Source organism: Streptomyces sp. NPDC088812 (assembly GCF_044750285.1).
Lineage (GTDB): Bacteria > Actinomycetota > Actinomycetes > Streptomycetales > Streptomycetaceae > Streptomyces.
In genome coordinates this window covers 237,002-259,784 of record NZ_JBIVJP010000014.1, presented here as the reverse complement: position 1 = coordinate 259,784, position 22,783 = coordinate 237,002, and the positions used below count along the sequence as shown (strand labels likewise).

At 73.9% G+C, this 22,783-nt stretch carries 20 protein-coding genes; 10 read left to right on the top strand and 10 right to left on the bottom strand.

Annotated features, from left to right (window positions below):
• The 5 genes from ACIP67_RS25035 to fes all read right to left on the bottom strand — a co-directional run.
• A partial coding sequence (locus tag ACIP67_RS25035) for an AMP-binding protein (RefSeq protein ID WP_401694764.1) occupies positions 1 to 770 on the bottom strand: 770 nt, incomplete at its 3' end.
• Positions 767 to 1,963: an isochorismate synthase gene (locus ACIP67_RS25030; protein ID WP_401694762.1), complete on the bottom strand. Its 1,197-nt coding sequence runs from the start codon at positions 1,961 to 1,963 to the stop codon at positions 767 to 769. The genes ACIP67_RS25035 and ACIP67_RS25030, both read right to left, overlap by 4 nt.
• 221 nt (positions 1,964 to 2,184) lie before the next feature.
• Complete coding sequence (locus ACIP67_RS25025; RefSeq protein ID WP_401694760.1) at positions 2,185 to 2,964, bottom strand: 2,3-dihydro-2,3-dihydroxybenzoate dehydrogenase; 780 nt, start codon at positions 2,962 to 2,964, stop codon at positions 2,185 to 2,187.
• Entirely contained in the window at positions 2,961 to 3,938 is a 978-nt protein-coding gene (locus ACIP67_RS25020) for an ABC transporter substrate-binding protein (protein WP_401694758.1), read from the bottom strand. The genes ACIP67_RS25025 and ACIP67_RS25020 overlap by 4 nt, the downstream gene beginning before the upstream one ends.
• Positions 3,939 to 4,047: 109 nt before the next feature.
• Positions 4,048 to 5,376: an enterochelin esterase gene (gene fes, locus ACIP67_RS25015; RefSeq protein WP_401694756.1), complete on the bottom strand. Its 1,329-nt coding sequence runs from the start codon at positions 5,374 to 5,376 to the stop codon at positions 4,048 to 4,050.
• A 123-nt stretch (positions 5,377 to 5,499) separates the two neighbouring features.
• On the opposite strand from fes, the gene ACIP67_RS25010 reads away from it, so the two are divergent.
• From ACIP67_RS25010 to ACIP67_RS24990, 5 genes are all read left to right on the top strand, one after another.
• On the top strand, positions 5,500 to 6,591 hold the full coding sequence (locus tag ACIP67_RS25010) for a FecCD family ABC transporter permease (RefSeq protein WP_401694754.1): 1,092 nt from the start codon (positions 5,500 to 5,502) through the stop codon (positions 6,589 to 6,591).
• Complete coding sequence (locus ACIP67_RS25005; protein ID WP_401694752.1) at positions 6,588 to 7,640, top strand: FecCD family ABC transporter permease; 1,053 nt, start codon at positions 6,588 to 6,590, stop codon at positions 7,638 to 7,640. The genes ACIP67_RS25010 and ACIP67_RS25005 overlap by 4 nt, the downstream gene beginning before the upstream one ends.
• Before the next feature lie 106 nt (positions 7,641 to 7,746).
• Entirely contained in the window at positions 7,747 to 8,268 is a 522-nt protein-coding gene (locus tag ACIP67_RS25000) for a MarR family winged helix-turn-helix transcriptional regulator (protein ID WP_401694750.1), read from the top strand.
• 354 nt (positions 8,269 to 8,622) lie between these two features.
• Positions 8,623 to 9,012: a hypothetical protein gene (locus ACIP67_RS24995; protein WP_401694747.1), complete on the top strand. Its 390-nt coding sequence runs from the start codon at positions 8,623 to 8,625 to the stop codon at positions 9,010 to 9,012.
• The gene (locus ACIP67_RS24990; protein WP_401694745.1) at positions 9,009 to 9,476 is read left to right on the top strand and encodes a peroxiredoxin; all 468 of its coding nucleotides are present in this window, start codon (positions 9,009 to 9,011) and stop codon (positions 9,474 to 9,476) included. The genes ACIP67_RS24995 and ACIP67_RS24990 overlap by 4 nt, the downstream gene beginning before the upstream one ends.
• A 127-nt stretch (positions 9,477 to 9,603) precedes the next feature.
• Here the strand turns inward: ACIP67_RS24990 and ACIP67_RS24985 are convergent, their stop codons facing one another.
• The gene (locus ACIP67_RS24985; RefSeq protein WP_401694743.1) at positions 9,604 to 10,434 is read right to left on the bottom strand and encodes an aldo/keto reductase; all 831 of its coding nucleotides are present in this window, start codon (positions 10,432 to 10,434) and stop codon (positions 9,604 to 9,606) included.
• Positions 10,435 to 10,564: 130 nt separating this feature from the next.
• Between ACIP67_RS24985 and ACIP67_RS24980 the strand changes: the two genes are divergently transcribed.
• The gene (locus tag ACIP67_RS24980) at positions 10,565 to 11,539 is read left to right on the top strand and encodes a TauD/TfdA dioxygenase family protein (protein WP_401694741.1); all 975 of its coding nucleotides are present in this window, start codon (positions 10,565 to 10,567) and stop codon (positions 11,537 to 11,539) included.
• A 229-nt stretch (positions 11,540 to 11,768) separates the two neighbouring features.
• Here ACIP67_RS24980 and ACIP67_RS24975 read toward each other — a convergent pair whose 3' ends face one another.
• On the bottom strand, positions 11,769 to 13,274 hold the full coding sequence (locus tag ACIP67_RS24975) for a metallophosphoesterase family protein (protein WP_401694739.1): 1,506 nt from the start codon (positions 13,272 to 13,274) through the stop codon (positions 11,769 to 11,771).
• A gap of 115 nt (positions 13,275 to 13,389) precedes the next feature.
• A complete protein-coding gene (locus ACIP67_RS24970) occupies positions 13,390 to 14,217 on the bottom strand; it encodes an MHYT domain-containing protein (protein WP_401694737.1) in 828 nt (275 codons plus the stop codon).
• Between the two features lie 314 nt (positions 14,218 to 14,531).
• Between ACIP67_RS24970 and ACIP67_RS24965 the strand changes: the two genes are divergently transcribed.
• Positions 14,532 to 16,940 carry a M4 family metallopeptidase gene (locus ACIP67_RS24965; protein WP_401694735.1) on the top strand — a complete coding sequence of 803 codons (2,409 nt, stop codon included), beginning with the start codon at positions 14,532 to 14,534 and terminating at the stop codon, positions 16,938 to 16,940.
• A 135-nt stretch (positions 16,941 to 17,075) separates the two neighbouring features.
• On the opposite strand, the gene ACIP67_RS24960 is transcribed toward ACIP67_RS24965, so the two are convergent.
• Positions 17,076 to 17,831: a dienelactone hydrolase family protein gene (locus ACIP67_RS24960; RefSeq protein WP_401694733.1), complete on the bottom strand. Its 756-nt coding sequence runs from the start codon at positions 17,829 to 17,831 to the stop codon at positions 17,076 to 17,078.
• Positions 17,832 to 18,010: 179 nt separating this feature from the next.
• Positions 18,011 to 18,631, bottom strand: a complete 621-nt coding sequence (locus ACIP67_RS24955) for an L-threonylcarbamoyladenylate synthase (RefSeq protein WP_401694731.1) — start codon at positions 18,629 to 18,631, stop codon at positions 18,011 to 18,013.
• Positions 18,632 to 18,792: 161 nt separating this feature from the next.
• Between ACIP67_RS24955 and ACIP67_RS24950 the strand changes: the two genes are divergently transcribed.
• The 3 genes from ACIP67_RS24950 (at position 18,793) to ACIP67_RS24940 (ending at position 22,731) form a co-directional block, all read left to right on the top strand.
• The gene (locus ACIP67_RS24950; RefSeq protein WP_401694729.1) at positions 18,793 to 19,266 is read left to right on the top strand and encodes a MarR family winged helix-turn-helix transcriptional regulator; all 474 of its coding nucleotides are present in this window, start codon (positions 18,793 to 18,795) and stop codon (positions 19,264 to 19,266) included.
• 149 nt (positions 19,267 to 19,415) lie between these two features.
• The gene (locus ACIP67_RS24945) at positions 19,416 to 21,002 is read left to right on the top strand and encodes an MFS transporter (RefSeq protein WP_401694727.1); all 1,587 of its coding nucleotides are present in this window, start codon (positions 19,416 to 19,418) and stop codon (positions 21,000 to 21,002) included.
• A 181-nt stretch (positions 21,003 to 21,183) separates the two neighbouring features.
• On the top strand, positions 21,184 to 22,731 hold the full coding sequence (locus ACIP67_RS24940; protein WP_401694725.1) for a helix-turn-helix domain-containing protein: 1,548 nt from the start codon (positions 21,184 to 21,186) through the stop codon (positions 22,729 to 22,731).
• Positions 22,732 to 22,783: the final 52 nt, after the last annotated feature.

The window sequence follows — 22,783 nt, the reverse complement described above, 5'->3', positions numbered from 1 at the left end:
ACGCCGAGCCATCCGGGCGAGCTCATGGGGAAGTTGTGGGCGGCGGGCAGGACGACGAGGAAACGGGTGTCCGCGTCGACACCGCAGATCTCGTTCGAGCCCCGCAGCGAGTAGGCGTAGTCGTCGTGGGTGCGCGGGATGAGCTTGGGCACGCCCGTGGTCCCGCCCGACAGCTGGAGGAACGCCAGCTCGTGCGGCTGGGGTCCGGGGAGTGGACCGGCCGGCTCGCACGGCACCTCGGCCAGCGCCGTGTGCCCGCCGGGGTCGCCGGCCACGAACACGTGCCGCAGGCCCGGGGCTTCCTTGCGTACCCGCCCGGCCAGGTCGCGGTGGTCGAAGCCGGCGTGGACGTCGGGGATGACGTAGGCGACGGCTTCGGTGAAGGAGCAGAAGTAGCCGATCTCCGTCTCGCGGTGTGCGGGCAGTGCGTAGACGGGCAGGGCGCCGATGCGGAACAGCGCGAACACCACCTCGACGAACTCGCCGGTGTTCGGCAGCTGGACGACGACCCGGTCGCCGCGCCCGATGCCGCGGGCGGCGAACCCGGCGGCCAGCCGGTCGGCCCGCTCGTCCAGCTCCCGGTAGGTCCATGTGCGGCGTTCGGGCGCCGGGTCGACCAGGGCGATCCGGTCGGGATGGGCGGCCGCGCGGGCGCGCAGCACGCCCCCGAAGGTCTCACCGCGCCAGTGGCCCGCCGCGCGGTAGCGCTCGGCGAACTCCACGGGCCAGGTGGGGGAGTCCACGCCGGGGGTCAGGGCGGAGGCGCTCACAGGTCGGCCCCCACGGCGTGCAGGAAGGTGCGGAATTTCGCGGCGGTCTCCGCCGTCTCCGCCTCCGGGGTCGACTCGGCGACCACACCGGCGCCCGCGAACAGCCGCAGCGTGCGGCCCTCGGCCTCGGCGCAGCGGATGGTCACCACCCACTCGCCGTCGCCGTCCGCGTCCTGCCAGCCGACCATGCCCGTGTAGGGGCCCCGGTCGAACGGCTCGGACTCGGCGATCACCGCGCGGGCCGTCTCGGTGGGCGTACCGCAGACCGCGGGCGTCGGGTGCAGGGCGCACGCGAGGTCCAGGGCGGTCACGGCGGGGTCGGACAGCTCCCCGGTGACGGTCGTCGACAGGTGCCACAGCGCGGCGGTCCGCACCAGCGTGGGCCGCTCCGGCACCTCCAGACGGGTGCAGAACGGCGCGAGCGCCTCCCGGACGGCGGTCGCGACCACGGCGTGCTCGTGCAGGTCCTTCGCGGACTCCAGGAGCGCGGCCGCCCGGCGCACGTCCTCGGCGAGGTCGGCGCTGCGCGGGGCGGACCCGGCGAGCGGGTTGGCGGTCAGCACCCCGCCCCGCCGGGAGACCAGCAGTTCGGGGCTGGCGCCGACCAGGGTGCGGCCGGGGCCGCTGGGCAGGGCGAAGGAATAGCCGGACGGGTCCCGCTGGGCCAGCCGGCGCAGCATGGTCGGCAGGTCGGGCTCGCGTGCGGAGGTCAGCTCCAGCGTGCGGGCCAGGACGACCTTGTCGAACTCACCGGCCCGCATCCGGGCGACGGCCGCGGCGACGGCCTGGCCGTACCGTTCGGGCGAGGGCACCTCCCGTACCCGCCAGTCCGGCCGGTGCGGGCCGGCGGCCACGGGCAGCGCGACGAGCGGGTCCTCGCGCAGCGCCGGCGCCCAGTGCACCATGTCGGGGACGGCGAGCGCGGGCGGCGCGTCGGGGGCGAAGGGGATGGAGCCCATGACGAGGGGGGCCGGCGCGTCGGGGCGGCGCAGTCCGTCGAGGACGTCGCGCACACGGTGCGTCAGCGGGGCCGTGCCGTGGGGTATCTCGGCGGCCGTCCCCCGGCCCAGCAGGGTGTGCCGGGGCGAGGAGAGGAACCGGTCGGTGCCGGGCCGGTAGGCCTCCAGCAGAGCGGTGGCGGCGCCGGGGGAGAGGAGGGCGGGAGCGGGGTGTTCGCGCAGTCGGGCAGACATGGGTGTCTCCGGTGGGGGCGGGCACGGGGTGGCGGGGGCGGTCGGGCCTGGACCAGGCCCGGTCGGCCGGTCAGGTCGGTCGGGCCGGATCAGCCGGTCGGCCGGTCGGTTCGGACGGGCCGGGTCAGGCACGACCGGGCCGGATCAGGCCCGGTCAGCCGGTCAGGCCAGGTCAGGCTCGGATCGGGCCCGGTCAGCTGGTGAGGTCGGTCAGGCCCGGATCAGGCCCGGAGGGTGGCGCCGCCGTCGACGTACAGGTCGTGCAGGGTGATGTGCCGGGCGCGGTCGGAGACCAGGAACACCACGGCGTCGGCGATGTCGGAGGGGTCGGCGATCCGGCCGAGCGGGATGCCGGTGCGGTGGGCGGCCAGGTCGCCCTCGACGACGCGCCGGACCGAGTCCTCCGCGTCGTCGGTCCACAGGGCGCGCTGCATGTCGGTGAGGGTGGAGCCGGGGGAGACGGTGTTGCAGCGCACCCCCTGCGCGGCCACCTCCAGGCCGAGGCACTTGGTGAACATGACGGCGGCGGCCTTGGAGGCGGCGTAGGCGGCCAGCCCCGCGCGCGGGATGCCGGCCGCGTTCGAGGCGACGGTGACGATGCTGCCCGCGCCGCGGGCCGCCATCCGCCGGGCGGCGGCGCGCGAGACGTGGAAGACGCCGTCGGTGTTGACCGCGAAGGTCGCCGCCCAGTCCTCGTCCGTCAGGTCCACGACGTTCGCGTACCGCAGGATGCCGGCGACGTTGACGGCGATGTCCAGCGGGCCGAGTGCGCGCTCGGCCTCGTCGACGAGGGCCTCCACGGCCCGGGCGTCGGTGACGTCCAGCGGGCGGGCGGTGACCCGGCCCGGGTGCGCCGCGGCGAGTGCCTCGACACCGGCCGTGTCCAGGTCGGTGGCCAGGACCCGGGCGCCCTCCTGGACAAGGGCGGTGACCACGGCGGCGCCGATGCCGCGGCCCGCGCCCGTCACCAGGGCGAGGCGGTTCTCCAGGCCCGCGCTCACGACGCCAGCGCCTTCGTCACGTCGTCCAGGACGATCCGCGCGGCCAGCGGACCGCCGGCGCTGTTCCACGCCGAGCCCTGCACCACGACGACGTGCCCGTTCTTCTCCGCCTCGAGCTTGCCGAAGTTGGCGACCTTCCGCGCCTCGGTGTAGGCCTTCTCGCCGTCCGCCAGGTCCCCGAGCGTGCCGAAGAACAGCCAGTCGCCGTCGATGGTCGACAGCTTCTCCAGGCTGACCGGCTCGCTGTGTCCGGTGCCGGTGCCCTGCTGGTCCTTCGGCCGGGTGAGGCCCAGCGAGGTGAGGGTGGAGCCGACGTGGCCGACGCCCCTGCCGACGACGGAGGGCGCGCCGTTCTGCCAGCGGACGACGCTGACGACCGCGCCCGCGTTCGCGCCGAGCTTCGCCTTGGTGGCGGCGACGTCGGTGTCGAGGTCCGTGAGGAGCTTCTCGGCGTCCGCCTTCTTGTTCAGCGCGTCGGCGGTCGCGGTGAACGCCTTCTTCCAGTCCTCGTTCAGTTTCGCGGTCACCACCGTCGGCGCGATGGCCTGGAGCTTGGACACCTCGCTCTTCACGGCCGTCGTCTCGTCGAGCAGGATCAGGTCGGGCCGGAGCGCCGCCACCTTCTCCATGTCGGCCTCGGCGACGGTCGCGACCACCTGTGCCGCGGAGGCCTTGTCGGCGAGGTAGGTGGACACGCCCTTCTGGCCCCGGCCGGCGGTCGCCCCGACCGGTTCGACGCCCAGTGCGAGGGCCGCGTCCAGGGTGGGCTCGCTCAGCGTGACGACCTTCGTCGGCGCGGAGGGGACCTCGACCTTGCGGCCGGTCGCGTCGGTGATGGCGCGGGTGCCCGCCTCCGCGCCGGCGGTGCCTCCGTCGTTCCCGCCGTCGCCGCAGGCGGACAGGAGGAGGGCTCCCGTCACGACGGCGGCGGCGGACGTCAGGACCGCCCGGCGGGAGGTGCGTGCAGAGGACATGTGGGAGAACTCCTTGCGGTGGTTCGGAACGAAGGGGACGACGAGGGGAAGGGGGCGAGGGCAGTGGAGGGGGCGAGGGGGGAAGGGGACGGGAAGGCGGGGGAGGGGCTCAGGCGCCCAGCAGGCGCGTCAGGCCGTCGGCCAGGCCGGGGTGCCAACAGGCGTAGTCGTGGCCGCCGTTGAACTCCGTGCAGGTGACCCGGTGGCCGGACCGGCGCAGGACCTCGTGCAGGGCGCGGCTGTGCTCGACCATCGAGCCCTCGTGGAGACCGACGTCCAGGTGGACCGCGACCGACCGCGGACCGGCCGCGGCGTACCGCGAGACGAGCCACGGCACGCCGAACACGGTGGGCTTGGGGCCCCGGGGCGGCGGCAGACCCGGCCGCCACCACAGGGAGGAGGACTGGGCGAGGACGTTGCCGAAGCGCTCCGGACGCCGGTGGGCGGCGTGCAGCGCGGTGACCGCGCCCAGGCTCTGACCGGCGACGACCGTGCGCGCCGGGTCCGTGGTCAGCGGCCAGCGTCCGGCGGCCCAGGGCAGCAGGTCGTCCGCGAGGAACCTCACGAACGGCTCCCGGCCGCCGAGTTCACGCCAGCGGGTGTCGCGGTCCACGGCGTCGGGCGCCAGGACGGCGAGCGGGGGCAGCGCACCGTCGGTGACGAGCGCGTCGAGCGTGCGGCCCAGGGCGAGCCGCCCGAACCACATGTCACCGTCGCACAACGCCACCACCGGCAGCGGTTCCCGGTCGGTGGAGCGGTGCCCCGGGGGCAGGTAGACCCAGACGTCACGGTCGCCGCCGAGCGCCGGGGCGCTCACCCGGTGCCGCTCCACGCGCCCCGTCGGTCCGCCGGCCGGCCGGTCGGCCCACGGCTGCGGCGGTGCGTCGGGCAGGTCGAAGACGGAGGCGTCCGCCCCGCCCCAACGGGCGGGCACCCGGCGCCGGTTGCGCGGATCGGCGGCAGCGTGCACGGACAGCGACCGCAGCCGCTGCTGGAGCCCGGCCGGATCCGTGGGCGGTTCCTTGGCCGAGACGTCGGCCGCCATGCGGTAGGAGCCGCGGTGGTCGGCCCGCAGCAGCAGCCCCAGGTGCCAGACGTCGGTGCCGGGGACGTGTTCCAGGAGGGAGTCGGCCAGACGGTCGCGGTCGACGATCCGGTTGGCGTGCAACAGCACCTGCCGGGTGGCCCGGTGACCGCGCCACAGGAAGGTGACCGCCCGGTACCCGGGCCGGCCGTCGCACTCCTCGACGAGCGGGGTGCCCCGACGGTCGACCTCCTCCCAGAACGCCGCCGTCACGGCCGCGCGCCGCGCGCTGTCGGCGGCCTCCGGGCGGTCCAGGTCCTCCAGGAGCCGCGCGATCCGCGGACCGGTGACGCGCACCGGGCGTACGGCGTCGGAGGTGTCCCGCCGTACGGGGCGGGTCTCCAAGGCGGACATCTCTCCCCCTCCGGGCCGTCGGATCACGTCGATGGGCGGCGCGCCGACGGCAGTTGGACATGTGGGCAGGAAGTGTTGACGAGATCGTCAACAGCCCTGCTTAGGTTAGCCTAAGCTAAGCACATGTTCGCTGATGTGCGCCCCCGTCCCGGGGGGAAACGGCCGGCCCCGCCGGATCCACCGACCTCGTCCGACGCACCCCATGAAGAGGAAAGTCGCAGGTCACGGGCTTCCTTGCGGGCGTGGGGGCTGGTGCTCGGCCTGGTGTTGCTCACCGCGACAACACTGCTTTCGCTAGCTGTAGGCACCAAGCAGATCGCCCCGGACCAGGTGTGGAGCGCGCTGTTCACCCCCACCGGCACCGAGAACGACGCGATCGTGCGGGAGTTGAGGCTGACGCGCACCCTCATCGGCATCGCCGTCGGTGCCGCGCTCGGCCTCGGCGGCGGCCTCATGCAGACCCTGACCCGCAACCCCCTGGCCGACCCCGGCCTGCTCGGCGTCAACGCGGGCGCCTCCGCGGCCGTCGTCACCGCGATCAGCGTCCTCGGCATCACCACGTTCACCGGCTACCTGTGGTTCGCGCTCGCCGGGGCCGCCGTCGCCGCCACCGCCGTCCAGGCCCTGGGCGGCGGCCGGCACGCCACCCCCGTCCGCCTCGCCCTCGCCGGAACCGCCGTCAACGCGGCCCTGTTCGGCTACGTCAACGGCCTCCAGCAGTGGGACCTGAACGCGCTGGACGAGATGCGGTACTGGTCCGTCGGCACCCTCGCCAAACGCGACGCCGACCTGCTGATCACCGTGCTCCCGCTGCTCCTGGCGGGCGCCGCCCTCGCCCTCGCTCTCGCCCGCCCGCTCGGTGCGCTCGCGCTCGGCGACGACCACGCGCGCGCCCTCGGCACGCGCGTGCGGCGCACCCGTGTGCTGTCCGTCCTCGCCATCACCCTGCTGTGCGGCGGCGCGACCGCCGTCTGCGGGCCGATCGCCTTCATCGGCCTGATGATCCCGCACGCGGCCCGCTCCTTCTGCGGCTCCGACCCGCGCTGGCTGCTGCCCTACTGCGCCCTGTACGCCCCCGTCCTCCTCCTCGTCTCCGACGTGGCCGGACGGATCGTCGTGCCCCCCTCGGAGATCGAGGTCGGCACCGTCACCGCCTTCCTCGGCGGCCTGCTCTTCATCCACCTGGTCCGGCGGCGGAAGGTGGCCCAGCTGTGAGCCTGCTCCAGAACCCCCGCGCCGCCACCGTCCTGCGCACCGGCACCTGGTCCCTGCGCTGCGTCCCGCGCACCCTGCTCACCTGCGCCGTGCTCGCGGCGCTCACCGGCTGCGCCCTGATCCTCTCCCTGGGCACCGGCAGTTACGCGCTCACGCCCGTCGAGGTGGTGCGCACCCTCGCCGGGTCGGGACCGCCCGGCGCCGAGTTCATCGTCATGGACCTGCGTCTGCCGCGGGCCCTCGTCGCCGTGCTGGTCGGCTTCGGGATGGGCCTGGCGGGCGCGGTGTTCCAGTCGCTGACGCGCAATCCGCTCGGCAGCCCGGACATCACCGGCTTCGGCAACGGCGCCTCGGCGGGCGCGCTCGTCGCGATCATCCTGTTCGACGCCGGCGCCCCGCAGACGGCGCTGGGCGCGGTCTGCGGCGGCCTCGCCACCGCCGCGGCCGTCTACGTCCTCGCCTGGAAACGGGGCGTGCACGGCTACCGGCTCGTCCTCGTCGGCATCGGGGCCTCCGCGGTGCTCGGTTCGGCGACCAGTTTCCTCTACGTGCGCGCCGACATCGGCAAGGCGGCCCAGGCGGCGAGCTGGACGATCGGCTCGCTCAACGCCCGCGACTGGACGGACGTCCGCATCGCCGCGCTGGGCCTCGCCGCGCTGCTCCCCGTCGTCCTGGTGTACGCCCGCCGGCTGACCCTGCTGGAGATGGGCGACGACACCGCCGCCGCCCTCGGCGTCCCGCCCGAACGCAGCCGCCTGGCCCTGCTCGGCGTCGGCACCGGTCTGACCGCGATGGCGGTCGCCGCGGCCGGCCCGATCCCCTTCGTCGCGATGGCCGCCCCGCAACTGGCCCGCCGCCTCACCCGCGCCGCCGGCCCGAACCTCCTGCCCGCCGCCTGGACGGGCGCCCTCCTGGTCTCCGCCGCCGACTTCGCCACCCAGCGCCTCACCGGCTCGTCCCTGCTGCCGGTCGGTGTGGTGACGGGCGTGGCGGGCGGCGCGTACCTGGCGTGGCTGCTGCGCGGGGAACGGGGGGCGGGGCGCCTGTGAGCCGGGCCGGGGCGGGGTGGCGCGCCGGGAACGCCCCCGGCCCGCTCGGCGCGCACCCGCACGACAACTTACTTGACTTACGCAACAAGATGGTACGGTGGGTCGTATGTCGACCGAACCGCTGTCCTCCGCCCCCGCCTCGGCGGACGTGACCGAGATCGAGCGGGCGCTCACGCGCATCACCTACCTGAGCACCCGTGCCCGTCGGCACGACCGGCTGATGGCACTGGCCGGTGTCCCCCTGGACCGCGCCGCCGTGGCCCTGCTACGCCAGATCGCCGACACCGAACCGCTGCGGCCGGGGGAGCTGGCCCAGCGGCTGGGGGTGGAGGCCTCGCACGTCACGCGGACCGTGCAGCACCTCGAGAAGTCCGGCCATGTCGTCCGGGTGCCGGACCCCGACGACGGCAGGGCGCAGCGGATCCAGCTCACCGACGACGGCCGCGCGGCCGTGGAACGGGTCCGCGACGCGGGCGCCCGCGGCATGCAGGCGGCGCTGTCCGGGTGGACCCCCGAGGACCTGGGGCAGCTCGCCGCGCTCTTCCACCGCATGGTCGACGACCTGCTCTCCCACGCCGTCGACGAGGAGACCGAGCGAACGGTGCCGCCGCCCGCGGGCGGCGCCTGACGGCCTGGACGGCGGCCCGCGCAAGGGCCGGGGCACGGACCTGCCGGCCCCGCCCCCACGGCTTGCGCCTCCCGCCCCGCCTCCCGCCTCCCGCCTCCGTGGCTCGCATCTCCCGCCCCGCCCTGCGCCTCCGTGGCTCGCATCTCCCGCCCCGCCCTGCGCCTCCGTGGCTCGCATCTCCCGCCCCGCCCCGCCCCGCCCCGCGCCTCCCGCCGTACGGCTGCGGCGACTTGGGACCCCCTCCGGGCCCCGTCCTTACTTTCCAGTAGGATCGCCCGCCAGACCGTCGGAGCAGACCGTCGTAGCAGGCCGTGCAGCGCAGGCCGTGCAGCGCAGGCCGTCAGAGGAGGAACCGTGTCCCGGTCCGAACGCTCACCCCTGTTGCTCGCGGGCCTGCTGGCCGGCGCGGGCATCGCCCATGTCGCGGCCCCACGCCCGTTCGACACGGTGATTCCCCGCGCGCTGCCCGGCTCGCCCAGGGCCTGGACGTACGCCAGCGGCGTCGCCGAACTGGCGCTCGCGGCGGGGGTGGCGATGCCCCGGACCCGCCGGGCGGCGGCCCTGGCCGCGACGGCGTTCTTCGTCGGCGTCTTCCCCGCCAACGTCAAGATGGCGCTCGACTGGCGCCACCGGCCCGCCCCGCTGAAGGCCGCGGCGATCGGCCGGCTTCCCCTCCAGGTGCCGCTCGTGCTGTGGGCCCGCAGTGTCGCCGGGCGCGCCGGCACCGGGGAGGCGGGCCGATGAGCGCCACACCGCGGACCGGTGACCTGGTCGAGGACTTCGCGCTGCCCGACGAGACCGGGACGGTGCGCAGCCTCACGGAACTGCTCGTCGAGGGGCCGGTGGTGCTCTTCTTCTACCCCGCCGCCCTGACCGCCGGCTGCACCGCGGAGGCCTGCCACTTCCGCGACCTGGCCGCCGAGTTCGCCGCCGTCGGCGCGCGGCCCGTCGGCATCAGCGGTGACTCCGTCGACCGGCAGCAGGAGTTCGCCGGACGCCACACCCTCGGCATGCCGTTGCTGTCCGACGCCGACGGCGCGGTGCGGGAGCGGTTCGGCGTGAAGCGCGGCTTCTCCCTGGCCCCGACCAAGCGGGTCACCTTCGTCATCGGGCAGGACCGTACCGTCCTGGAGGTGGTCCGCAGCGAGCTGCGCATGAACACCCACGCCGACCGTGCCCTGGAAGCACTGCGCGCCCACGGTTCCTGACCCCCCGGCGCCCGTCAGGCCGCCCGGTGGGTCCCGGCGTTCCGCACCGGGCGGCGGGCCCCGGCGTTCCGCACCGGGCGGCGGGCCCCGGCGTCCGGTGGTCCTCCGGCCGTCGGGGCCCTGCCGGTCAGAACTCCTCGTGCGCCTCCGGGTCGCCGCCCAGCCGCCGGTGGGCGCGGTCCGTGAGCGCCGCCATCTGCGCCGCGTCCAGCTCGAAGCCGAACACATCGAGGTTGGAGCCCTGCCGCCCGGGGTCGGACGACTTCGGGACGGGCACCGCGCCGAGCTGGACGTGCCAGCGCAGCACGGCCTGGGCCGGAGTCACCCCGTGCGCCTCGGCGACGGAGGCGACGGCCGGGTCCGCCAGGAGGTCCGAGCCGCGGCCCAGGGGGCTCCAGCTCTCGGTGACGATGCCCTTGGCCTCGTGGACGGCGCGCAGCTCGTCCTGCGGCAGGAGCGGATGCACCTCGATCTGGTTGACGGACGGCAGGACGCCCGTCTCCTTCTCCAGCCGCTCGATGTGCCCGGCGGTGAAGTTGGAGACGCCGATCGAGCGGACCAGACCCTCCTCACGGAGCTTGATCATGGCCCGCCAGGAGTCGACGTACCGGCCCTGACGGGGGAGCGGCCAGTGGATCAGGTACAGGTCCACGTGGTCGACGCCCAGACGGCGGCGGGACTCCTCGAAGGAGGCGAGGGTCTCCTCGTACCCGTGGTGGCGGCCGGGGAGCTTCGTGGTGACGACGATCTCCTCACGGGGCACGCCGGCACGGGCGATGCCGCGGCCGACGCCCGTCTCGTTGCGGTAGTTCACCGCCGTGTCGATCAGCCGGTAGCCCTGCCGGACCGCCGCGGTCACCGCCTCCTCCGCCTGCGCGTCGTCCATCGGCCAGGTGCCGAGCCCCAGAGCGGGCAGCTTCGTTCCGTCGTTGAGCGTGTGCACCGAGAGGTTGCTCACCGTCGCGCCTTTCCTCGACCGTACCGTCGCTCCCAGCTTCGGGGACGGAGCGAGGATTGATCAACCGCAGGGGTGGGGGAGGAAGCCTGCGGGCGGCACCGGGCCGCACCCGACGACGATCGGAGCACGCATGACGACGGACAGCCGGACGACGGACGGGGCCGTGCGGGCGGCCGGACTGGAGGTGCGGCCGGTCGCCGGGCACATCGGCGCCGAGATCACGGGCGTCGACCTGGCCGAGGGACTCGACGACACCCAGGTGGCCGCCGTCCGGGAGGCGGTGCTGCGCTGGAAGGTGGTGTTCTTCCGCGGGCAGCGCCTCGACCACGCCGGACACGTGGCGTTCGCCCGGCGGTTCGGCGAGCCGGTCGCGCCGCGCAAGCGGGGCGGCGCCTCCCCGGCCGACGTCCCGGAGATCGAGACCACCGCCGACCGGCTGGAGCTCGGCGGCCGGTTCGGCATGGAGCACGACGAGTGGCTGCGGCGCCGCCGCCACACCCTGCTGCGCGGCTGGCACTGCGACCACGGCGCCCGCATCGACCCGCCGGCCGCGACGATCCTGCGCGCCGAGACCGTACCGCCCTACGGCGGCGACACCACCTGGTCCAACCTCGCCGCCGCCTACGCCGGACTCTCCGCGCCCGTACGGGGGTTCGTCGACGGGCTGCGGGCCGAGCACCGGCTCGGCGTCGGCTACCAGCCCCGCCCCGGCGACGACGCGTACCTGCGCCACCTGCTGGACCACCAGGTGGCGTCCGTGCACCCCCTGGTGCGCGTCCACCCGGAGACCGGGGAGCGCGTGCTGTACGTCAACGGCTACTACGTCGAGCAGATCACCGGCCTCTCCCGCGCGGAGAGCGCGGCGGTCCTGGAGATGCTCCTCGAGCAGGCCACCCGGCCCGAGTACACGGTCCGCTTCCGCTGGGAGCCGGGCAGCGTCGCCTTCTGGGACAACCGGGCCACCATCCACCTCGCCCCCGGCGACAACGCCCACCTCTCCTTCCCGCGCACCATGCACCGGGTGATGCTCGCCGGCGACGTGCCCGTCGGCGTGGACGGCAGGCCGTCGGAGCCGGTGACCGGGACCGCGCCGGGCCGCTGGTGAGTCCGCCGCCCGGCGCCGCCGGGTGCCCCGGCCCATGACACCGGGCCGCGGGCCCGACACCGGGCCCGGCTTCGGCGCGCCATGCGGTCCGACCCGGTCCGGCGCGACCAGTGGGCGCGCCGGACCCTGCGGGGCCGCACCCGCTCGTACCCGACGTTGCCCCATCGCCCGTGGCCGGGTACCGGGCGGGCGGGGGACGGCCGTCATGATCCCCTTCTCGCAACGGGGTTCAGGCCAGGGGAACGGTGAACTCGTCCTCGACCGGCGGGTCCAGTTCCTGCGCACGGTTGCCGGTGGCCGCGTAGCAGCGCAGCCGCAGGCTCTCCGGGGTCACGTCCAGGCGCAGGAAGCACTTGAAGAAGGGCGGGCTGTACGTCGCCGAGCCCGGCGAGAACAACTGCGTGTAGATCTTGCGCACGGGCAGGCGCACGCGGGCGGTGCGGTCGGGGCGGCGGCCGGCCCCGAGCAGCCCGGCGACCAGCCGGATCCGCCGGGTGAGCCGGACCTCCCCGCCCGGCGTCCGGGTCGGCGGGATGCCCAGCCGCTCGGCGACCACGGCCGTGGCCTCGGCCTCGGTGAGGGTGAAGAAGCGGCGCAGCCGCAGCCGGCGGCCGTACAGGCGGCTGTAGAAGGCGAGGGAGTCGCCGCGCAGCGGATAGCAGCGGAAGTCGGCCTCGGTCACCCCGGCGACGTCGACGCGCGCAATGGTGTGCGTGGCGTGCATGAACGCGCCGCCACCGCCCGCGACGACGTACTGGAGGGTGCGGCCGTCCTCCAGACGCACCGGGTAGCGCTGGTAGTTGTGGATGTCGCCGCCGATCGCCGCGACGTAGTGGTGCTCCGGATCGCGCACGATCTCGTCGACCGTGCCGCCGCCCTCGATGGGGCACGGGTGGTGCTCGCCGTCCACGTACAGGGGCGAGCCGGTGACGAGGATCTTCGGCCGTGGCCCCCGGGACACCTCCCGCAGCCACGCGCCCTGTTCGGCGTCCAGGGTGCCCAGCAGGCCCGTGTCGATGCCGATGATCCGCACCGGCCCGGAGTCGATCGCCCAGTACGGTCCCGGCTGCACCGCCCGCTGGCACTCCGCGGAGCGCAGCGCACGGGCCTCGTCCAGGCGGTGGCCGTCGTCCGGGCGGGGCCGGTGCCACAGCAGCGAGCGCAGCCAGGCCCGGGTGAGCGGGCGCGGGGCGGGTTCGGCGGGCAGGGGCGGGGCGTCGTCGCAGAAGACGCGCATGAACCCGCCGAGGTCCTCGTACCAGTCGTGGTTGCCGGGTATCGCGTAGATCGGCGCCCGGTAGTCCCGGTACGGCCGGAAGAACTTGCCGTCGTAGTCGTCCGCGCTGCCGACGGGGTAGATCACGTCACTGGCCAGGACGGCGAACCGCGTGTCCTGACCGGCTTTCAGGAAGCCGGGGACGACCGCGTACTGGGGGTCGTCGCCCTCTCCGGTGTCACCGATGACCATGAAGGAGAAGCGGTCCGGGTCCGTGCGCCGGATCACCTTGTCGGCCGGCGCCCCGGCAGCCTCCCGCTGCGCCACCCACCGGGCGCGCGTGCGGCCGGTGGGATCGCCGAACCAGGACGCCAGCACACCGTTGCGCGCCGCCCACAGCATCCTGGGGTCCAGCCACGAGATCTTCCGGACCCCGCCGGGCATGAGCTGCTGGTACGCGCCCCGGCCGGCGTCGCCCCAGCCGGCGCCTTCGGCGGTCTCGCGTGAGGATGTGGCCATCGGTGCACCGTAGCAATCGATCAAGGAGGGAGGGCCGGCCGGGGGGTGGTGAACCGCCTTGTCCGGGACGGCGGTTGCCGGCGTGCGTGTGCGTGTGTGAGCGCCGTGCGCCGGCTCAGCCGCTGCTCCACGAGCGTCCGGTGGCCTTCCGGCGCGACGGCTGGTCGGCCGGGGCGGCCCGGCCGGTCCCGGCGGGCGGGTTCCACTCGCCGTCCCCGAGGACGAGGAGCGGGTCGAACATCACCACCACCCCGGCCAGCACCAGGAAGACGATCGGCCCGATGAGCATCGGCAGCAGCAGGGAGGTCGGGGTGTCGCCGGCCCAGGAGGACATCGTGCCGTGCACATGGACGCTGACGGCGGCCATGGCGGTGTAGTGCATCCCGGACACGGCGACGCCCATCACCAGGCTCGCCCCGAGGCTCATCACGAAGCCGCGGATCGTGACGGCCGCCCACAGGGCCGCCGTCGCGGCGATGACCGCGATCAGCACGGAGAGGGCGACCGTGGCCGGGTCGTAGCCGATGCTGCCGTTGAGCTGCATCGCCGCCATGCCCAGGTAGTGCATGGCGGCCACCCCGATCCCGGTGACCGATCCCGCGAGGCACAGCACCGCGCCGCCCGCGCCGCGGTACCCCACGACGAACACCCCGATGCCCACGACCACGACCGCGACGACCAGACTGAGCACGGTCAGCCCGACGTGGTAGCCGATCCGGGTCTCCTCCACCTGGAACCCGATCATGGCGATGAAGTGCATCGTCCAGATCCCGCAGCCGATCGACACGGCTCCCAGGGCCAGCCAGCCCGGCTTCCACGCAGGCCCGTTGATCAGCGAGCGCACGATGCAGCGCAGCCCCAGGGCCCCTCCCAGACAAGCCATCACATAGGCCGCGATCGGGGTCACCACCCCGTACCGGAAGCCGTCAATCGTGCCTTCCATCGCCAACTCCCCCCAGAGCGACGTTTGTTGTAGGGGAAGGTCTACGTGTGATCCACCGGTGAAAGCAAGCCCTTCCGGTGAGTCCGCCGGGAAGGAGAGCTGAACCGCACCGAGGGATAACCCTCGAAGCTCCGGCCTGTGGATGACATGCCCCGGACAACACTGTCATCCTCCACCCAACTGCCGCTCGCCCGCGGCACGTCGACCCCCCACAGCGCTCGAGGTCCCGCACACCTCAGCTCGTGCCGGACAGCACACCCGTCTGCCCGGTCTGTCACCGGCCGCCACCCGCGGCCGCCGCAGTAGGAGTACGAGTGAGACCCAACCCCCGCAAGCGGACCGCGGCCGGAGCCGCCCTGCTCTCCACGCTCGCCGTCCTCGCTCTCGGTGTTCCGTCCACCCCCGCGGCGGCGCAGCCCGCCGCCGCACCTCACCCCAGCCCCCTGCGCGCCGGCGGCCTGCCCGCCGAGCTCACGCCCGCCCAGCGCACGGCACTGATCAAGAGCGCCGAGACGAGGACCGGCCGGACGGCCGACACCCTGGGCCTCGGCGCCCAGGAGAAGCTGGTCGTCAAGGACGTCGTCAAGGACAACGACGGCACCGTGCACACCCGTTACGAGCGCACGTACGCGGGCCTGCCCGTCCTCGGCGGCGACCTCGTCGTGCACACGCCCCCGGCCTCGTCGGCCGCCGGCACGGTGAGCACGACCTTCAACAACGACCGCCGTACCGTCTCGGTCAAGTCCACCACGCCCACGTACAGCAAGGCGGCCGCCGAGACCAAGGCCCTGAAGGCCGCCGAGGCGCTCGACGCCCAGGACCCCGCCGCCGACAGCGCCCGCAAGGTGATCTGGGCGGGCGAGGGCACCCCGAAGCTCGCCTGGGAGACGGTGGTCAGCGGACTCCAGGACGACGGCACCCCCAGCCGGCTGCACGTCGTCACCGACGCCACCACCGGCGCGGAGCTGCACCGCTACGAGGACATCAAGACCGGCACCGGCAACAGCCAGTACAGCGGCACGGTGACCATCGGCACCACGCTGTCCGGCTCGACGTACCAGCTGTACGACACCACCCGCGGCGGCCACAAGACGTACAGCCTCAACAACGGCACGTCGGGCACCGGCACCCTGATGACGGACTCCGACGACGTCTGGGGCACCGGCTCCGGCTCCAACACCCAGACCGCCGGTGTCGACGCCCACTTCGGCGCCCAGGTGACGTGGGACTTCTACAAGAACACGTTCGGGCGCAGCGGCATCAAGAACGACGGCGTCGCCGCCTACTCGCGCGTCCACTACAGCTCGGCGTACGTCAACGCCTTCTGGGATGACGACTGCTTCTGCATGACCTACGGCGACGGCACCAGCAGCACCCACGCGCTGACCTCGCTGGACGTCGCCGGCCACGAGATGACCCACGGCGTCACCTCCAACACCGCGAACCTCAACTACACGGGTGAGTCCGGCGGGCTGAACGAGGCCACCTCCGACATCTTCGGCACGGGCGTGGAGTTCTCCGCGGCCAACTCCACCGACGTCGGCGACTACCTCATCGGCGAGAAGATCGACATCAACGGCGACGGCACCCCGCTGCGCTACATGGACGAGCCCGACAAGGACGGCTCCTCCGCCGACAGCTGGTACTCCGGCATCGGCAACCTCGACGTCCATTACTCCTCGGGCCCGGCGAACCACATGTTCTACCTGCTCTCCGAGGGCAGCGGCAGCAAGACCATCAACGGCGTCACCTACAACAGCCCGACCTCCGACGGCGTCGCCGTCGCCGGCATCGGCCGGGCCGCGGCCCTCCAGATCTGGTACAAGGCGCTGACGACGTACATGACGTCCAGCACCAACTACGCGGGCGCCCGCACCGCCGCCCTGAACGCGGCCACGGCGCTCTACGGCTCCAGCTCCACCCAGTACGCCGGGGTCGGCAACGCCTTCGCGGGCATCAACGTCGGCAGCCACATCACGGTCCCGTCGACGGGCGTCACGGTCACCAACCCGGGCAGCCAGTCGGCCACCGTCGGCACCGCCGTCAGCCTCCAGATCGCGGCCAGCAGCACCAACAGCGGTTCCCTGACCTACGCGGCGAGCGGCCTGCCCGCCGGCCTGTCGATCAGCTCCTCCACCGGGCTGATCTCCGGTACGCCGACCACGGCCGGCTCCTCCAGCACCACCGTGACGGTGACCGACTCCACCGGCGCCACCGGCACCGCGTCCTTCACCTGGACGGTCAGCTCCTCCGGAGGCGGCGGCTCCTGCACCTCGGCCCAGCTCCTGGGCAACCAGGGCTTCGAGTCGGGCAGCACCACCTGGACGGCGTCGAGCGGTGTCATCACCAACTCCAGCAGCCAGGCGGCCCGCACCGGCTCCTACAAGGCCTGGCTCGACGGCTACGGCTCGACCCACACCGACACGCTGTCGCAGTCGGTGACGATCCCGAGCGGCTGCACCAACACCACGTTCACCTTCTACCTGCACGTCGACACGGCAGAGACCACCACCAGCACCCAGTACGACAAGCTGACGGTCACCGCCGGGTCGACCACCCTGGCCACCTACTCCAACCTCAACGCGGCCTCCGGTTACGTGCAGAAGTCCTTCAGCCTCGGCTCCTTCGCGGGCTCCACCGTGGCCCTGAAGTTCACCGGGGTGGAGGACTCCTCGCTCCAGACCAGCTTCGTGGTCGACGACACCGCCGTCACGACCGGCTGATCCGCACCCCCTGACCGACGTCCCGCACGCGGACTCCCTCCGGGTGCGGGACGCCGCCGCGTTCAGCTCAGGCCGCCGCGTTCAGCTCAGCGGGTCCAGCGTCGGACAGGCCTGAACCGGGGAGCCGTCGCAGCGTCAGAACGTGCGCTTGAGCAGGTCCAGGAGCGCCGTCCAGTGCCGCTCCGCCCCCTCCTCGTGGTACGCGGCGGTGTCGGCCTGGGTGAAGCCGTGGTGCGCGCCCGGGTAGACCTCGCAGTGGTGACGGACCCCGGCCTCGGTCAGCGCGGCGTCCAGGCGCTCCATCTGCTCGGGCGGCAGGGACGGGTCGTCGTCGGCGTGGCCGAAGTACAGCTCGGCGGTGACGCGGCCGGCCACCAGGTGCGGACTGTCCGGCGTGTCCGTCGCCAGCCGGCCGCCGTGGAAGCCGGCCGCCGCCGCGACCCGGTCCGGGTGCGTCCCGGCGGTCAGCAGGGAGAGACGGGCGCCCATGCAGTAGCCGGTCACCGCCACCGGACCCTCCGTGACCAGCGGGTTCTCCGCGAGCCAGCGCAGGTACGCGTCGGCGTCCCGCATGGCCAGGTCGTTCGTCAGCGACTGCATGATCGGTCGCAGGTTCGCGAAGATCTCCGGGCGTGCGGAGGGGTCGATGAACTCGGGCAGTTCCACGACGGGGGCCCGCCCGTGGCGGTAGAACAGGTTCGGCACCAGCACGGTGTACCCGGCCCCGGCCAGCCGGTCCGCCATCGCCCGCAGGTGCGGGCGCAGCCCGAACGCGTCCTGGTACAGCAGCACGCCCGGACGGGGTGCCCCGTCACCGGGGTGGGCGAGATAGGCGTCGGCGACGCCGTCCTCGGTGGGGATGTCCACAGCGGTTCCCTGTACGGAGGTCAAGGGGGTGCCTCTCTGCGCGGTTCACGGCGAGCAGTCGACCGGCCCGGCGGGGCCCGGCCGTGCCCCATCGTTGCACGCACCATCCAACCGGCCGTGAGGACCCCCGGCGGGCGGGGCGTCCCTCAGGGAGCTTCTGACGGATCTCCGCGGCGCCCTGACCCGGGCGCCCGAGGTGTCGCCTACTCGAACCGTGTGGTGTCACCCGCCCCGTGGCGCACGATCTCCGCCTCGCCGCCGGAGAAGTCGATGACCGTGGTCGGCTCGGTGCCGCAGTCCCCGGAGTCGAGCACCCCGTCCACGACGTGGTCGAGCCGGTCCTTGATCTCCCAGCCCTGGGTCAGCGGCTCCTCCTCGCCGGGCAGCAGCAGGGTGCTCGACAGCAGCGGTTCGCCGAGCTCGGCCAGCAGGGCCTGGGTGACGACGTGGTCCGGGATGCGCACGCCCACGGTCTTCTTCTTCGGGTGCTGGAGCATGCGCGGCACCTCCTTCGTCGCCGGGAGGATGAAGGTGTAGCTGCCGGGCGTCGACGCCTTGATCGCGCGGAACACGTCGTTGTCCACCCGCACGAACTGCCCGAGCTGCGCGAAGTCCTGGCAGACCAGGGTGAAGTGGTGCCGGTCGTCCAGCTCGCGGATGGACCGGATCCGATCGACACCGTCCCGGCTGCCGATCCGGCAGCCGAGCGCGTAGCAGGAGTCCGTCGGGTACGCGATGAGCGCGTCCCCCCGGATGGCCGCCGCGACCTGGCCGATGGTGCGGGGCTGGGGGTTGTCGGGGTGCACGTCGTAGTACTTCGCCATCCGCCGAGCTTATTCCGTGCCGCGCGGCGAGCCGCGCAGGCCGTCGGCCCCGCGCAGTCACGGGGGCGTCGCGGGGGCTGCCGCGGGGCCGGCCGGGGCCGGGCGGCTCCGGCCAGATACCTCTTTTGACATAGGTATCTGCGGATACTTACACTGCACACATGTCCGACACCAGCGCGCCTTCCCGGGGCACCGACCGCGTGGCCTCCGAGCTCGCGGCCTGCCTCCCCGCGCTGCACCGGGCCCTGGACCGCCGTGTCGGGTCCACCTACCCCCTGCCCAAGCCGCCCGAGGGGCAGCTCCTGCTGCTGAAGTTCGTCGCGCAGCAGGAGGGCGCCACCGTCCGCGAGGCCGCCGAGGCCCTGCTGATGAAGCCCAACAACGTCAGCGCCCTGGTCTCCCAGCTCACCGCACAGGGCCTGCTGGAGCGCCGGCAGGACAGCGCCGACAAGCGCGTCGCCCACCTGTACCCGACGGCGACCGCCCGCCGGCGCCTGGCGGAGGTCCGCGACCTCGAGACCGCCTACCTCGCCGAGGCGCTGGACGCCCTCACCGACGGCGAGATGGACGCGCTCGGCTCCGCGCTCGGCGCGCTCACGTCGCTCACGCGCCACCTGCACGCCGCCGCGCACTGACACCTCCCTCCGCGGGTCCTTCCACGGGCCCCTCCGCGGGTCCCCTCGCACGCCCCTCGCCGCACGGCGCCGCCGTGCGACGCGGCCGTGCCCCGCCCGCTTCCCCACCTCACGCACACAGACCTCACGCACACAGACAAGGCCTCTCCATGTCGTCCACGACCGTGGATCCCTCCGGCGTGCCCGCGCGCAGCGCGGAGCAGCCCCCGGCCCCCGGCCGCTTCCGCTCCAACCCCTGGCTCACCCTCTGCGCGGTCGCCTTCGGCCTGTTCATGGTCCAGCTCGACGCGTCCGTCGTCGCCATCGCCAACCCGGAGATCGGGCGCGACCTGAACGCCTCCACCGCCGACCTGCAGTGGGTGACCAACTCCTACCTGCTCGCCCTCGCCGCCACCCTGATCCTCGGCGGCAAGCTCGGCGACCGCTTCGGCCGGCGCACCTTCTACCTGGCCGGCGTCGCCGGATTCGCCGTCTCCTCGGTCGCCATCGGCCTGTCCGGCTCGATCACCGGCGTCATCGTCTTCCGCGCCCTCCAGGGCGTCTTCGGCGGTCTGCTGATGCCCAGCACGCTCGGACTGCTGCGCGCGGTGTTCCCGCCCCGCAGGTTCGGCATGGCGGTCGGCATCTGGGCCATGGTCTCCGCCGTCTCCACCGCGCTCGGCCCGATCGTCGGCGGACTCCTCGTGGAGAACGTCAGCTGGGAGTCGGTGTTCTACATCAACCTCCCCATCGGTGTCGTCGCGTTCGTCTTCAGCGCCCTCGTCCTGCCGCAGTCGAAGAACTCCACCGGACACCACCGCTTCGACGTCCCCGGCGTGATCCTGCTCGCCCTCGGCCTGCTCAGCCTCGTCTTCGGCGTCGTCAAGGGCGAGACCTGGGGCTGGACCGCGGCCGGCACCTGGGGCGCCGTCCTCGCCGGACTCGTCCTCCTCGCCGTCTTCGGCCGGTACGAGACCCGCATCGAACACCCGCTGCTGCCGATGCGCCTGTTCCGCAGCCGCGCGCTGACCATCGGCGCGGTCATCACCGCGCTCAACTTCTTCGTGATGCTCGGCGCGATCTTCTTCATCATGCTGTACCTGCAGAACGTGCGCGGCTTCACCCCCGTCGAGGCCGGTGTCCGCACCCTCCCGCTGAGCCTCGCCTCGCTCGTCGCCTCCCCGCTCGGCGCCGCCCTCACCGGCCGGTTCGGCGCCCGCTTCTGCATGCCGCTGGGCATGGTCCTCCAGGCCGCCGCCTGCTTCGGCATGCTCACCTGGTCCACCGACTCCTCCTACGCCACCATGTGGCCGCCGTTCGTCGCGCTCGGCCTCGGCGTCGGCATGGTGCTGGCGGCCTCCTCCGACGCCATCGTGGGCAACGCCCCGGTCAGGGACGGCGGCGTCGCCGGCGGCCTCCAGGCCACCACCCTCCAGATCGGCGGCGCCCTCGGCACCTCCGTCCTGGTCTCCGTGATCAGCTCCGAGGCCGGCTCCACCCTGGGCGGCGAGCTCACCCGCGCCGGAGTCCCCGCCGCCGCGGCCGCCGGGCTGGAGGAGGCCAAGGACGCCGTCGCCATGGGCGTGGCCCCCGTCGCCGAGGGCATGCCCGCGCAGCTGCGGGCGGCCGTCGTCGAGGGCAGCGGCCAGGCCTTCATGAACGGCCTGCACACGGCCTCCGTGGTCACCGGCCTGCTGTGCGTCGTCGGCGCGGTCCTGGCCGCCGTCGGCATGCGGAGGTCCGCACCGTCCGAGTGACCGGCCCCCTCCCGGCCGCTCCCTCCGCCGACGGCCACCCGCTCCGTCGCCGCGCCCGCCCGCTCCGCCCGCACCCGCGGGCGCGGTGGGCGGGCGCGGGTCTCGGGTGAGGTAACGTCCCTGACCGATATGACGGGTTCGGCCCCGACCGGGGCCGCGAGGACGAGGAGAACGCCGACACATGGCTGGCCGGGACGCCGAGAATCGTCACACGGACGTGGACGGGAAACGTCACACGGACGTGACGGACTCCGCCGAGTCGACGTGGGAGCAGGAACTCCTCGACCACCTGCGCCCCGCCGCACGCGACGTCCGCAGGATCGTCGACTGGCTGGCCGCCACCGTCGACGCGACCGTCTCACTGCGCGACGACACCGGCACCCCCCTCGCCGGCCGGACCGTCCCCCTGGACGAGCACCTGGCCGCCGACATCGTCGCCGGCCGCATCGCCTCCGCCGCCTGCGAGGACGACGGCCGCCACCTGCGGCTGCTGCGGGTCGAACTGCCGCCGCCCGCCGGCGCCGGCGTCCTCACCGTCTCCCGCACCGCCCCCTTCGACCGGAGGACCTCCGAGGTCGTCACCCACACCACGGCCGCCCTCGCCCTGCTGCTGTGCGCCGAACGCACCACCGCCACCGGACAGCGCCTCGCCCGCGCCACCTCCGACCTGCGCCTGGCCATTCTCCAGCTGCTCATGGTCGAGGACACCGTCGCCGCCCGCCGGGTCGCGGCCGGCCTGTGGCCCGGCCTCCTCGACACCGACACCGCCTGCGTCTACGTCGTCGAGAGCACGCCCGAGGACCGCGACCGCCTCGCCGAGGCGTGCATCGCCGCCACCCGCGACCACGCCCTGGTCGTCCGCTGCCCCGCCATGGACGCCCACGTCATCGTCGTCGCCCCGCACGACACCGCCGGCCCCGCCCTGCGCGGCCTGTGCGACCGGCACCCCGACACCTTCCTCGGCGGCAGCCTCCCCCAGGGCCTCGCCCACACCGCCACCGCCTACGGACAGGCCGTCAGCGCCCTCGCCGTCGCCCACTTCCGCCCCGGCAAGGCGGCCGTCCACGCCGAACGCACCCATCCCGAACGCCTGATGGACCCCACCGTCGTGCACGCCTGGACGACCCGTCTGCTGCGCCCCCTCGACACCCTCCCGCACCACACCCGCGCCGAACTCCTCGCCACCACCCGCCTCGGCCTGGAGTTCACCGCCGTCAACGCCGCGAAGGTCCTCGGCGTCAGCCGGAACACCGTCCGCGCCCGCATGGAACGCGTCGAGACCCTCCTGGGCACCGACTTCGCCGACCTCACCGTCCGCGCCGCCGTCCACCTCGCCCTCACGGCGCAGGCCGGCCTCGACGGGCGGCGCACCGGCCCCGGCACGGCCCCCGTCCACCTCGACGACCTGCTCACCGGGCCCGCGCTGCACTCCTGGGCCGGCGACCTGCTCACCCGTCTGGACACCGACCCCCGCGACCTGCGCCGCACCCTGCGCACCTGGATCGCCGCCGGCGGCAACGCCGAACGCGCCGCCCACCTGCTCGGCGTCCACGCCCAGACCGTCCGCGAGCACGTCCGCAGCGCCGAACCCGTCCTCGAACGCCAGCTCCTCGCCGCCGGCAGCGACCTCTACGAGGTCGTCCTCGCCCATCTGATCACCGGTGACCTCGACCGGCCCCGCCTCCACCCGGCGCAATCGGGCCTTCCGGACGCACCTGTGCACAGGTGAGCCCTCCGGCCGGACGAGCGGGCACCGGCACGATTCCCAAGTCGCCCGCCGA